At 33.2% G+C, this 13827-nt stretch carries 14 protein-coding genes; all 14 read left to right on the top strand.

Annotated elements, in window-relative coordinates:
• The first annotated feature begins 1 nt into the window (after position 1).
• The 14 genes from atpB (at position 2) to AXE85_RS07405 (ending at position 13814) form a co-directional block, all read left to right on the top strand.
• Entirely contained in the window at positions 2 to 730 is a 729-nt protein-coding gene (atpB, locus tag AXE85_RS07470) for a F0F1 ATP synthase subunit A (RefSeq protein WP_062174389.1), read from the top strand.
• Between the two features lie 87 nt (positions 731 to 817).
• Positions 818 to 1033, top strand: coding sequence for a F0F1 ATP synthase subunit C (gene atpE / locus AXE85_RS07465; RefSeq protein ID WP_021753375.1), 216 nt, complete (start codon positions 818 to 820; stop codon positions 1031 to 1033).
• Positions 1034 to 1083: 50 nt separating this feature from the next.
• On the top strand, positions 1084 to 1605 hold the full coding sequence (gene atpF / locus AXE85_RS07460) for a F0F1 ATP synthase subunit B (RefSeq protein ID WP_062174387.1): 522 nt from the start codon (positions 1084 to 1086) through the stop codon (positions 1603 to 1605).
• Positions 1605 to 2144, top strand: a complete 540-nt coding sequence (gene atpH / locus AXE85_RS07455) for an ATP synthase F1 subunit delta (RefSeq protein WP_062174385.1) — start codon at positions 1605 to 1607, stop codon at positions 2142 to 2144. The genes atpF and atpH overlap by 1 nt, the downstream gene beginning before the upstream one ends.
• Positions 2145 to 2171: 27 nt before the next feature.
• Positions 2172 to 3674 (top strand): F0F1 ATP synthase subunit alpha, encoded by a 1503-nt coding sequence (gene atpA / locus AXE85_RS07450; protein WP_062174383.1) that lies wholly within the window; start codon positions 2172 to 2174, stop codon positions 3672 to 3674.
• A gap of 35 nt (positions 3675 to 3709) precedes the next feature.
• Positions 3710 to 4582: an ATP synthase F1 subunit gamma gene (atpG, locus tag AXE85_RS07445; protein ID WP_062174381.1), complete on the top strand. Its 873-nt coding sequence runs from the start codon at positions 3710 to 3712 to the stop codon at positions 4580 to 4582.
• Positions 4583 to 4621: 39 nt separating this feature from the next.
• Positions 4622 to 6037, top strand: a complete 1416-nt coding sequence (gene atpD / locus AXE85_RS07440; protein ID WP_021753370.1) for a F0F1 ATP synthase subunit beta — start codon at positions 4622 to 4624, stop codon at positions 6035 to 6037.
• 19 nt (positions 6038 to 6056) lie between these two features.
• Positions 6057 to 6461 carry a F0F1 ATP synthase subunit epsilon gene (locus AXE85_RS07435; RefSeq protein ID WP_062174379.1) on the top strand — a complete coding sequence of 135 codons (405 nt, stop codon included), beginning with the start codon at positions 6057 to 6059 and terminating at the stop codon, positions 6459 to 6461.
• Between the two features lie 85 nt (positions 6462 to 6546).
• A complete protein-coding gene (locus AXE85_RS07430) occupies positions 6547 to 7482 on the top strand; it encodes an acetylxylan esterase (protein WP_062174377.1) in 936 nt (311 codons plus the stop codon).
• A 1-nt stretch (position 7483) separates the two neighbouring features.
• Positions 7484 to 8317: an acetylxylan esterase gene (locus tag AXE85_RS07425; protein WP_062174374.1), complete on the top strand. Its 834-nt coding sequence runs from the start codon at positions 7484 to 7486 to the stop codon at positions 8315 to 8317.
• A gap of 179 nt (positions 8318 to 8496) precedes the next feature.
• Positions 8497 to 9801 (top strand): hemolysin family protein, encoded by a 1305-nt coding sequence (locus AXE85_RS07420; RefSeq protein WP_062174373.1) that lies wholly within the window; start codon positions 8497 to 8499, stop codon positions 9799 to 9801.
• Positions 9802 to 9964: 163 nt separating this feature from the next.
• Positions 9965 to 10819 carry a pur operon repressor gene (gene purR / locus AXE85_RS07415; RefSeq protein WP_062174370.1) on the top strand — a complete coding sequence of 285 codons (855 nt, stop codon included), beginning with the start codon at positions 9965 to 9967 and terminating at the stop codon, positions 10817 to 10819.
• Positions 10812 to 12188 (top strand): bifunctional UDP-N-acetylglucosamine diphosphorylase/glucosamine-1-phosphate N-acetyltransferase GlmU, encoded by a 1377-nt coding sequence (gene glmU, locus AXE85_RS07410; protein WP_062174368.1) that lies wholly within the window; start codon positions 10812 to 10814, stop codon positions 12186 to 12188. The genes purR and glmU overlap by 8 nt, the downstream gene beginning before the upstream one ends.
• A 318-nt stretch (positions 12189 to 12506) precedes the next feature.
• Positions 12507 to 13814: a DRTGG domain-containing protein gene (locus tag AXE85_RS07405; protein ID WP_062174366.1), complete on the top strand. Its 1308-nt coding sequence runs from the start codon at positions 12507 to 12509 to the stop codon at positions 13812 to 13814.
• The last annotated feature ends 13 nt before the right edge of the window (positions 13815 to 13827 follow it).

Here is a 13827-nt window from a genome sequence, read left to right as displayed (position 1 = left end):
TATGGAAGAGCATACATATCTTATTACCAAAATGTTTGGCTATGACATAACGGTCAATATTCCTAGTGTAATCACAACTTTAATTACACTGTTGCTTACTTTTATTTTTGTGATGTTTATTACTAGTAGAATAAAATTAAGACCTGATAGCAAACGACAAAATGCAGCTGAGTTACTTGCAGTTTTTGTTAGCGATAACGTTATCAAAGGTAATGTAAGCTGGAAGAAGTATGGTAAAGGATTGTGGGCAACGGCACTAACACTTATTTCCCTTATTGCTGTAGCTAATACTATTGGTGTTCTGATAGAAGTAAGTTATGATGAAGTAGTTTATGTAAATTCAGTAACAGCGGATCCGACATTTACTTTCTCTCTTGCGTTGTTAGTTATAATCTTTACTCACTATGCAGGAATTAAGTACAAAGGAACAAAACATTACTTTAGCACATATACATCTGCGGGTATAGGTATTACACCGTTTAAGGTATTAGAGGAGTTTACAAATCTTCTAACCTTATCAATGCGTTTATTCGGTAATATTTATGCCGGAGAAGTTTTATTAGCACTTTTAGCATCACTTGCAACAGTTGGTGTTTTCGGTGCAATAGCCGGTATAGCCGGGTTGGTAGTGTGGAAAGGATTCTCACTATTTATTGGTGTTATCCAAGCGTATATCTTTACGATATTAACATTTACATATTTATCACATAAAATTAGTGATGAGCATTAATTTGCATTTTATATAACAAACACAAAAAATGTGTAAAATTAATAATTAATAAAAATTTATTTATTATCCAAGGAGGAAAATATAATTATGGTAGGATTAATTGGAGCAGGATTGGCAGCAGGATTGGCAGCGATTGGTGCCGGTATTGGTAACGGATATTTATTCGGTAAATTTATGGAAGGTGTTTCTCGTCAACCTGAAATCGAACCTAAACTTAAATCTAATGCGTTTGTAATGTTTGCACTTGTTGAAGCGGTGCCTATCTTAGCTATCGTAGTAGCGTTTATTCTTTCATTCAAATAATAAGTATATCCGATTAAAAGAACAACAAGAAGAACAGGAGCAGTCAGCAAATGAAAAATTTAGTATTTTTAGCTACTGAACACTCTTCTCATCAAGGTTTTAACTTGGGGAATATGGCTATTAATATGGTAGCTGTATTAATCTTATTGGTATTACTGAAAAAATTTGCTTGGGATAAATTAATTGATATGTTGGATGAACGTCAGCAGTTGGTAAACAATCAACTGGATGATGCAGCCAAAAATCAAAAAGAAGCATTGGTTTTACTTGAAGAAAATCAAGAAAAATTAAAAAATGCCCAAAAAGAAATAAAGGCAATGATGGAAGACGCACGTGAACAATCTAAGATTGAAAAACAGGCAATTCTTGATGAAGCTCGAAAACAAGCGGAACAATTAAAAGTAAATGCTCAACAAGATATTGAAGATGAGAAGAAAAGGGCACTTGAAGAAATTAACAAACAAGTTGCTGAACTATCTGTATTAGTAGCTTCTAAAATTTTGGAAAAAGAACTTAGTGAGTCACATGGTGATTTCGTAGAAAAAGTTATAAAAGAGGTAGGGGTGAAATAATGAGTAAATCAGTGCTTGCTAATAAAATCGGAGATTCATTATTCGATGTTGCACGTGACAGTAGCTCATTAGAAGAAGTTCTTAATGATTTGAAAGAAGTTGCTTTAGCAATTACTTCAAATGACGATTTTATTACTTTGATGAACAACCCTAATATAGAAAAAAAACAGAAAATAGAATTAATAGATGCTGCATTTACCAATGTAAATCGAAATGTTGTTAATGTAGTCAAAATATTAGCAGGAAACTTGCAAATCAGCTTAATAAATTTTGTTCTGGAAGAATTTGAAGAACGTTTTAATAGATATTCGAAAAATATTCTTGTTAAAGTCGAGTCTGCTAGTCAACTTACACAAGAACAAATTTCAGAATTAAAAGAAAAACTTAAAGCTAAGTTGCAACTAGATAATGTAGAAGTTAGTAATGTAATTGATAAGAGTTTAATCGGTGGTTTGAAAATAACTTATAATAATAAAGTTATTGATGCCAGTATAAAAGCAAGATTAAATAGCATAAAAAAACAAATTTCTAATATCTAGTAGAAATTGAAACAAGGAGGGACATAAATGGCTATTAAAGCTGAAGAGATTAGTGCATTACTAAAATCGCAAATAGAAAATTATCAGTTTGAAGTTAAGTCAACGGATGTCGGAACAGTAATTGAAGTAGGGGACGGTATAGCACGTGTATATGGTCTTAACGAAATAATGAGTGGAGAGCTTGTTGAATTTACAAAAACCGGAGTTATGGGGCTTGCTCAAAACCTTGAAGATACTAATGTCGGGATTGTAATTTTAGGACCAACTACCGATATTAAAGAAGGTGATGAAGTAAGACGTACCGGACGTGTTATGGACGTTCCTGTTGGAGAAGAATTAATTGGACGTGTAGTAGATCCGTTGGGTCAACCGGTAGACGGGCGTGGTCCGGTAAATACAAATAAAAGAAGACCGATAGAATCGCCGGCTGTCGGAGTTATGGGGCGTAAATCTGTATCTGTTCCATTCCAGACAGGTATTAAAGCGATAGACTCATTGGTACCGATTGGGCGAGGACAACGTGAACTTATTATCGGTGATAGACAAACAGGTAAAACAGCTGTTGCAATAGATTCAATTTTGGCTCAAAAAGGTCAGGATGTTATTTGTATCTACGTTGCTATCGGTCAAAAAGAATCAACAGTTCGTAGTGTTGTTGAAACGTTAAAAGAACATGGGGCATTAGAATATACCATTGTTGTAACAGCAGCGGCTTCGCAACCGGCACCGTTACTATATATAGCACCGTATGCAGGGGTAGCTATGGCTGAAGAATTTATGTTTAATGGAAAAGATGTAGTAATAGTATATGATGATTTATCTAAACAAGCAGCAGCTTATCGTGAGTTATCATTACTACTTAAACGTCCACCGGGGCGTGAGGCATATCCGGGGGATGTATTCTATCTGCACAGCCGTTTATTAGAACGTGCGGCACGTGTTAACGAAGATTTTGGTGGTGGAAGTATTACAGCATTACCGTTTGTTGAAACCCAAGCCGGGGATATTTCTGCGTATATTCCAACTAATGTTATTTCTATTACAGACGGGCAAATTTTCTTACAATCAGACCTATTTTTCTCTGGTATCAGACCGGCAATTAATGCAGGATTGTCCGTATCTCGTGTAGGGGGATCTGCACAAATTAAAGCCATGAAAAAAGTATCAGGGACATTACGTCTTGACTTGGCATCATACAGAGAACTGGAAAGTTTTGCACAATTCGGTTCTGATTTAGATCCGGCAACTCGTGAAAAACTTGAACGAGGTAAACGTACGGTAGAGGTATTAAAACAAGATTTACATAAACCTATTCCTGTAGAAAAACAAGTAATGATTTTATATGCTCTAACACATGGTTATTTAGATGATGTTGAAGTGAAAGATATACATAGATTTGAACAAGAATTATATGCTTATCTTGATGCACATCCGACAGAAGCTATAAGATATATACAAGAAACAAAAGATTTACCTGAAGAAAAAGTTATGAATGAAGTTATTGAAACATTCAAAAAAACTTTTGCTTAGTGTAAATTATTCAGTAGAAAAAGGTGGTGAACTAATTGGCGTCACTAAGAGATATAAAAAATAAAATCAACTCGACGAAAAAAACTAGTCATATCACTAAAGCGATGGAGATGGTATCAACATCTAAATTACTAAAAGCACAGACCAATACTCAAAAATTTAATCCCTACATGAAAAAAATGCAGGAAGTAATGGCTACTATTTTTTCAAAAGAGGGTAGTATTAAACACCCAATGTTGGAAAAAAGAGAACTGAAAAAAACTCTTTATGTAGTTATTACCAGTGATAGCGGATTATGTGGAGGGTTTAACTCCAATATTATAAGAAATTTTGTTAATACTACAAAAGAGCGACATACAAGTCATGATGAATATGGTATAGTTGCAATAGGTAATTATGGTGCTGAATTTTTCAGGAAAAATGGTTATAGCATCGTTGAAAGTTACAGAGATATACCGGATGAGCCAAGTTTCACTCAGGTTAAGGAGATTACTAATAAAGTTGTGGGATATTTTACTGATAAAAAATATGATAAAATCTATCTCCACTACAATCACTTTGTTAGTATGATTCAACAAGTTGTAACGGAAGATCAAGTTCTTCCGATAGAAAATACAACACAGTTTAAAAATTCTAATAACCAAGTAACAGGTGCTTATGAATTTGAACCCGGGGAAGAAGCGGTATTAGATGTACTGTTACCACAATATGCAGAGAGTATGATTTATGGAAGTATATTGGACAGTAAGGCTAGTGAACATTCTGCAAGAAAAACAGCTATGAAAAATTCAACTGATAATGCAGGAAATATTATTGATACACTTACGATTAAATATAATCGTGCAAGACAAGCAGCAATCACACAGGAAATTACCGAAATTGTTAGTGGAGCGGCGGCTGCAAAATAGAAAGAAGAAAGGAGAAGCTATTAAGTTAGCAAACAACATATGAATAAAGGTTATATTCTCCAAGTTATGGGACCTGTAGTAGACGTTAAGTTCGAATCAGGGCATATGCCTAATCTATTGAATGCTCTTGAAGTATTTGTAGATAAAGGTGATGGAAATAAAGAAAAATTAGTTCTTGAAGTTTCTCTTGAAATTGGTGATAATGTCGTTAGAACTATAGCGATGTCGTCTACTGATGGATTAAATAGAGGAGCGGAAGTAGTAGATACAGGAGCACCAATTTCAGTGCCGGTTGGAAACTTTACTCTTGGGCGTGTATTTAACGTTTTAGGTGAAGCGGTGGATCATGGGGAAGAAGCTGATAGCAATGTAAGAAAAGATTCTATCCATAAAGAAGCGCCAACCTTTGAAGAATTATCTACTCATGTAGAAGTATTGGAAACAGGTATTAAAGTAATAGACTTACTTGCACCTTATATTAAAGGTGGGAAAATCGGATTATTCGGAGGTGCAGGTGTTGGTAAAACGGTTCTTATCCAAGAACTTATTAACAACGTTGCGCAACAACACGGTGGTCTTTCGGTATTTACCGGAGTAGGAGAACGTACTCGTGAAGGTAATGACTTGTATTATGAGATGAAAGATTCAGGTGTTATTAATAAAACTGCCATGGTATTCGGACAGATGAACGAGCCGCCCGGAGCACGTATGCGTGTTGCATTAACAGGATTGACAATGGCTGAATACTTCCGTGATGAAGAAGGACAGGACGTATTGTTATTTATTGATAATATTTTCCGTTTTACGCAAGCAGGATCTGAGGTGTCTGCATTACTTGGGCGTATGCCGTCTGCCGTTGGTTATCAACCGACACTTGCTACAGAGATGGGGCGTCTTCAAGAGCGTATTACATCGACGAAAAAAGGTTCTGTTACATCTATTCAGGCGATCTATGTTCCTGCCGATGATTATACCGACCCGGCACCGGCTACAACATTTGCTCACTTAGATGCAACAACTAACCTTGAACGTGCATTAACTGAAATGGGTATCTATCCGGCAGTTGATCCGCTGGCTTCTACATCACGTGCTTTAGCACCGGAGATTGTAGGAGAAGAGCACTACCAAGTTGCGACAAGAATTCAAAGAACACTTCAAAAATATCGTGAATTACAAGATATTATTGCTATCTTAGGTATGGACGAACTTAGTGATGAAGATAAGAAAACCGTTGATAGAGCAAGACGTGTTCAATTCTTCTTATCACAAAACTTCCATGTTGCTGAACAGTTTACAGGGCAACCGGGTTCTTATGTTCCGGTAGAAGAATCAGTAGAAGCATTTAAAGGAATTTTAGACGGTAAGTACGATCATATTCCGGAAGATTGCTTCCGTTTAGTAGGCGGTATAGAAGATGTATTAGAAAAAGCACGTAAATTGGGAGTTGAAGTATAATACAATAGGAGGGTAAATTATGAATACTTTAAATGTAAGTATTGTCACTCCTAATGGAGAAGTTTACAGCACAAAAAACGCTTCAATGGTTGTTCTTGGGACTACCAGCGGGCAACTGGGTATTATGGCAAACCATGTTCCAATGGTTGTATCATTAGCGATAGGACCGTTAAAAGTGGCGTTTCCTGACGGGAAAGAAGAACGTATAGCTGTAAGTGAAGGATTTGTGGAAACACATAAAAATGACATAACTGTGATTGTTCAGACGGCAGAGTGTGCTGATGATATTGATGTAGAACGTGCTAAAAGAGCAAAAGAAAGAGCGGAAAAACGTTTATCTGAAAGAAAAAGTACACTTGATGTAAGACGTGCAGAGTTGGCATTGGCTAGAGCATTGGCTCGTCTAAAAGTTACAGAAAAATAATTGATAAAAGAGATGCGATGTGCTTGTCGCATCTCTTTTTTACGTTTATAATAATTTAAGAGAAAATATAAAGAAGTGGTGAAATATGAATTTAGAAAAGTACGTTGGGACATGGAAAAAGCCGAATGATTTTGACGAATTTTGGAATAGAAAACTAGAAGAGATAAGACAAGTTTCCTTGGATTATAAAATAATAAAAAAAGAGTTTTCTAATTTTGAAAATATTGAGTATTATGATTTGTACTTTACAAGTTTTGACGGCGCTGTAATATATGCAAAATATATAAAATCAAAATTAAATAAACCTAGCCCTGTATTATTTTATTTTCACGGATATCCGGCATCCGGTAGAAATTGGTTAGAAAAAACAGCATATACTTCTCTCGGGTATTCGGTATTAGCTATAGATTTTCGTGGACAAGGTGGAAAGAGTGAAGATATAGGTGGAATTTACGGTTCAACCGTCTTCGGTCATATAACAATAGGTTTAGATGATATAATTGATAATTTGCTTTATGTGAAAAATATAATGGATATGTGCCTTTTAGTTAGAATAGCCGGTGAGTTGGATGGAGTGGATAAAAATAATTTTGTAACTTATGGTGCATCACAAGGAGGAGCTTTTTCCATTATGTGTGCAGCTTTAAATAAAAATATTAAAAAATGTATTTCGTTGTATCCGTTTTTATCTGATTATAAAATGGTTTATGATTTAGATAGAGATACCGGCGCTTATGGGGAACTCAGATTATATTCACGCTGGTTTAATAATGATGAAAAGCGAAATAAAGAAATTTTTGATAAACTGGCTTATATTGATACAAAAAATTTCTCCGGCAAAGTTAGAGCAAAGGTATTGTTTGGAATGAGTGGGGTGGATAGTGATTGTCCTTTGGAAACACAATATGCAGTATTCAACAATCTAATTTGTGAGAAAAAATTATGTTTTTATAAAAAATACGATCATGAAGCTATAGTTCCTTATAATAACGAAATATTCAAATTTTTATTGGAGAGATAATATGAAATTAATTAAAAATAGGAAATTTACTTATACAAAAGAAAAGATAAAATTTGAACACCTAAATGCGGATTATTTTAGTATAAAATTTTTAGCGGTGGATAATTCGAATATTTATGCAGATATGCTTGTTCCGAAAGGGAATATAAAAGGAGTTATAATCGAATTTCCGGAGTATGAAACACAAAATAAGGATTATTTAACTCTTAGTCGATATTTAATACTGGGATATGCAGTAGTAAGTATTCACGTTCGGGGACAGGCAGGAAAAAGTGAAAATAAACAACCGGGATCAATCTATTTTCCATATGTAGAAATTTTTAGCAATGAACCTTATTACAAATTTGTTTATCAAGATGCTCTTGATATAATTCAGATAGTAAAAAATGAATTTTCTAATATTGAGTTATTGTTGTTTGGAGTAGGGCAAGGGGCTGCACTTAGTGTAGTTTGTGCAGCTTTTAATAAAGATATTAAAAATTTATTTATCGCCGATATAGCTTTGTGTGATTTTAAAGAAATTTATAAAGAAAATAAAGATGAGGATTATTATTTGGCAATAAGAAAATTCTCAAGAAATTATCCTGAAAAAGAAGATTATTTATTAAAACAATTAGACGAAATAGATATACTGAACTATGCAGTCAGTGTGGGAAGCAAGGTGTATTATTGTTTTTCACAACTTGATGTAAAAACACCTAAAAATTGCCAAGAAAAATTTTTAGCATTATTAAAAAATAAAGAAGTAATTAATTATCGAAAATTGGAATATAAAGAAATTTTTCAGCATGCTTTTGACGATTTTATATTGAAAAAATTGTCAGAACGAAATTAATAACTTAACAGAATCTTTGTTAATAATTAACAACAGAGTAGCAAATATATACTGTTATTTTAAAATAGATTTAATGCTAATAAAATAATAGTTAGATTGCCGTAACATTTGAAAAAATAACATATATATAGTAAAATTATGAATAAGTTATATCAAGAAAGAGGTTAAATTAAACCGTTATGGATCTCAGTATCTTAATAAAAATTTTAATAATAATATTATTACTTATGGCTTCTGCTGTTTTTGTAATGTTTGAGTTTGCGTTGGTGAAACTTCGACCTACTCGTGTTAAAGAAATAGCGGAAGAAGGGAATAAAACAGCGAAGATATTGTTAGTTATGGTGGAACAGTTAGACCACTATTTATCAGCTACACAATTAGGAATTACAATCGTTTCGCTTGGGTTAGGTTGGTTGGGAGAATCAACGTTTCATGCGTTATTTAGACCGTTATTCGATTTGATGCACTTAAATGAGACTTTAACACATACTATTTCATTGGTAGTTTCATTTGCGTTTATGACATTACTGCATGTGGTATTGGGTGAGTTAGTTCCTAAAACAATAGCTATTCAAGCGGCAGAAAAAACTTGTTTTAAAGTCGCATGGCCAATGTATATGTTCGATAAAGTGATGAGACCTTTGGTTTGGTTGCTTAATTCATTAGCAAACATTGTTGCAAAATTATTTGGATTTGAACCTGCGGCAGAACATGATGATATTCACAGTGAACAAGAATTACGTACCATTATGAAATTATCTCGAGCACACGGACAAATTAATGATATAGAATATCGTTATGTGGAACGTGTATTTGAGTTTGATAATAAAATCGCAAAAGAGATTATGACACCGAGAACAGAAGTAGAGGCTATTGATATGAGCGATTCCCTTGCTGTCATAATGCGTCAACTCAAACAAGAAGAGTATACTCGTTATCCCGTTATAGAAGACGGAGACAAAGATCAAATTATCGGGATATTGAATGTTAAAAAATTGTTATTTACTGATAAAAAATTAGAAACTACAGAAGACTTGGAAGAATATATTACTCCTGCTATAAAGGTATTTGAACATACTCCAATTTCACAAGTATTAGCTACAATAAAGCAAAATCGTGAACACATGATTGTCATAACTGATGAATATGGTGGAACAAGCGGAATAGTTACCTTAGAGGATATAGTGGAAGAATTAACCGGTGAAATTCGTGATGAATTTGATGAAGATGAACAAAGTTTAATAAAAAAATTAAAAAATGGTCATTATTTAATCGACGGGTGGGTTCCTATTCAAGATGTGAATGCTTTGTTTCATGCCCAATTACCGCATGAAGAAGTCGATACAATCGGTGCATATGTTTATTTAGAAAAATATGAAGCGAAAGTTGGGGCAGAATACTCAATAGATACCTTAACTTTCATAGTAAGAAAAGTAGAAGAAAATCAAATACGAACCCTTGAGGTATGGAAGGATAATAAATAGGCTTCAGTCAAAGACTGTAGCCTATTTTATAGTGTATTAAAATGTTAAAGCGAATATTACAATAATTGAACACTTTAATTATGCGTTAAATATAAGATTTTACTTTACTAATACGAACAATAATGGTATTATATACATATAATATACGAATTAGGAGTATTACATGAAATTAAAAAGAAGCGAACGAATAGTGGTAATGACGGAATATTTATTGAATAATCCGAATAAATTAATTCCACTTACTTATTTTGTATCAAAATTTAATCAAGCAAAATCTTCGATAAGTGAAGACATTTATATTATAAAAAACGGTTTTAAAGAAGAAAAGATTGGAGAAGTAAAAACATATGCCGGAGTGAGCGGTGGTGTTATTTTTACTCCGACTTTAGTAGAAGAAGATGCGGTAAAAATACTTAATGAGTTTGTAGAAAAAATAAAAGAAGGGGATAGACTTCTTGCCGGCGGTTATATCTTTATGTCGGATATAATCGGTAATCCGAGTTTAATGAATAAGCTGGGACGCGTAATTGCCACAGTTTATAAAAATAAAGAAATTGATGCTGTTGTTACTGTTGCGACAAAAGGGATACCTGTTGCATATGCTATAGCCTCTATTTTAAATAAACCGGTAATTATTATTCGTCGTGATAATAAAGTAACTGAGGGAACGACTGTTGCGATTAATTATGTATCAGGTTCTACAAAAAAAATTGAAACAATGATTTTATCAAAACGCAGTTTAAAATCACAATCAAGAGTATTGTTAGTTGACGATTTTATGCGAGGTGGCGGTGTCCTTACCGGAATGGAAAGTCTTATTAGTGAATTCGATGCTGAGGTCATAGGGAAAGTAATTATTACTCAATGTTTTGACTCAGTAAGGGAACATGAGGAAGATTATTTATATTTATCAAAAATAAATAATATTGATGAATATAACGGAACATTTGATGTTAAATTAGGTAATGTTATAGAAAAATTAAGACAAGCGGAAAATGAGGAATTAAAAAATGAGTAATAGATATGCGGTGATATTAGCGGCAGGTAAAGGTACACGAATGAAGTCAAAACTATATAAAGTTTTGCATAAAGTTTGTGACAGAACTATGGTTGAGCTTGTGTTGGACAGTTTAAATGATTTGAAAATGGACGAGGTAATTACAGTAGTCGGTCACGGTGCCGAAAAAGTAAAAGAGGTACTTGGAGATAGAACGAAATTTGTTTTACAGGCAGAACAATTAGGAACGGCACATGCTGTAAAAGTAGCTAAGGATATGCTAAAGGACAAGAACGGAACAACTATCGTCATGTATGGAGATACACCTCTTATTCGACCGGAAACCATTAATAATATGTTGGATCATCATGAACAAACGAAGGCAAAAGCAACGGTGTTGACAGCATATGCAGATAACCCTTTCGCATACGGAAGAATTATTCGAGATACTAACGGTAAACTGGAAAAAATAGTAGAAGAAAAGGATGCTACCGAACCGGAAAAGCAAGTTAAGGAAATTAACTCAGGGATTTATTGCTTTGATAATAAATTATTGTTTGAAATGTTGGAAGAAGTAAAAAATGATAATAAACAAGGTGAGTATTATTTACCGGATGTCTTATATTTAATAAGAAATCGAGGGGAGATAATTGAAACTTATCTTTGTAATGATTTTGATGAAACATTTGGAGTAAATGACAGAGTAGCGTTGGCATATGCGGAAAATGTTATGAGAAATAGAATTAACACTAAACATATGTTAAATGGAGTTACTTTGGTTGATCCGGCTAATACTTATATCGCTCCAAATGCTATCATAGGAAGAGATACGACAATTTATCCGAATGTGACGATTAAATCAAATACCGTTATAGGAGAAGATTGTCAAATCAAGCCAAATTCATATTTAGAGAATTCTATAATTAAAAATGGTGTTAAGGTGTTATCATCAACTGTTACAGATTCTATTATCGGTGCCAATACGAGAATAGGTCCGTATTCTCATATTAGAAACAACTGTGTTCTTGGAGAAAATGTGAGAATTGGGAATTTTGTAGAACTTAAAAATACAAAATATGGAAACGGTTCTAAAACGGCACATTTAAGTTATTTAGGTGATACAACTGTAGGTAGCAACACCAATATAGGTTGTGGAACAATAACTGTAAACTATGATGGGAAGAATAAATATCGTACTACCATAGGAAGTGATACGTTTATCGGTTGTAATTCTAATTTAATTGCACCGGTAGAAATAGGAGATGGTGCTATTGTTGCGGCGGGAACAACGGTAACCAAAAATGTGCCGGATGATGCGTTGGTAATAGCTAGGGCAAAACAAGAAAATAAAATCGGTTATGCTAAAAAACTTCCTGCGGGAAGAAAATAGAAATATATTATACTTTAATTGAATTTAAAAGTGTTATACAAAAATATAGAAAATAAATTTTGGCAAAATTAGTTGCATTTTTTCAGAAAATAATTTATATTTCTGTATATGTAGGGAAATACTAACTGTATAGAAATTTTAAATAATCTATTTTACCGATTTAACTTATATTACAAGAGTGGAACAGAAGAAAATATATTCTGTTTCACTTTTTAATTTCTTGAAATAAGTACATAAAAAGTATATAATTGATAGTAAGCGGAAATGTATTAAATTTTTAACATTGTATTATAATAAAAAAAATAAGGAGTTATTATATTGAAATCAAAACATCAAAAAATATTAGAATATATAAAAAGTCTACCTATAGGAAGTAAAATTTCTGTAAGACAGGTGGCAAAAGAATTAAAAGTTAGTGAAGGAACAGCATACAGGGCTATAAAAGAGTCTGAAAATAGAGGGTTTGTATCATCTATCGAAAGAGTTGGAACTGTTCGTATTCAGAAAAAAGAACGTGATAATGTAGAAAAATTATCTTATTCAGAAATAGTAAATATTGTAAGTGGACAATTAATTGCCGGTCGCGGAGGTGTTCATGAAATTGTTCAAGATTTTGCGATAGGTGCGATGGATTCCGAACAAGTAGGACAGCATATTAGACAAGGAACACTATTGATTATCGGAAATCGTCCGAAAATCATAGAAATGTCATTAGATAAAGGATGTGCCATTTTAGTAACAGGTGGTTATATTCCTAATGAGAATATAAAAGCAATGGCGGATAAAAAAAATCTACCGCTTATAATTACACCGCATGATACTTTTTCCGTAACGCATTTAATTAACCGTGTTACGAATGACCAAATTATTAAACGTGATATTATTACAGTAGAAAGTATTTATATTAAAGTTGAAAAATTATATACCATTAATATGAATGATACCGTAAAAGATTGGTATGAACTTCAATTACAAGTAGGGCATACTCGTTATCCGGTTGTTAATGAATATGGAAAATTAGTCGGTATAGTTACCGCACGTGATGTATTTTTAAAAGATAAAGATTCTCTTATTAAGGAAGTAATGGAGAGAAAAGTAGAAACAACTACGCTTGATACACCAATATCTTCAGTAGCTAATACAATGCTTTCTGAAGGCTATGAATTGATGCCTGTAATTGATAACAAAAATACTCTTTTAGGTGTTGTAACACGAAAAATAGTTATAAACTCATTATTAACTAATAATCGTTTCCAAGAAGGGCATAATAATGATACCTTTGATGAAATTATGAGAAAAGGTATTGTGCCACGTGCTGACGGTTTGCAGGTAAAAGTAATACCGCAAATGTTAGACCAATTCGGTACTTTTTCCGGTTCAGCGTTACTAAGTATTATAGATGAATCAATTCATATAACCAGCTATAATTACAACAGAAGTGAAGTACTTATGCAAAACACGTCATTGTACTTTTTAAAATCAGTTCCATTAGATAGAACTATAACTACAAAGGTTACTATTTTAAGCATAGGTAGAAAAACTGCGAAGTTTGATGTTGAAGTATTTGATAAAACCGACTTGGTGGCTAAAGCAATGGTAACGTGTCAAGTATTCCAAAGAAATTAGTAGAAAGAAGAAT

It is taken from the genome of Gemella sp. oral taxon 928 (assembly GCF_001553915.1).
Lineage (GTDB): Bacteria > Bacillota > Bacilli > Staphylococcales > Gemellaceae > Gemella > Gemella massiliensis.
The sequence above is the reverse complement of the archived record's forward strand: the minus strand, read 5'-3'. Positions and strand labels throughout refer to the sequence as shown.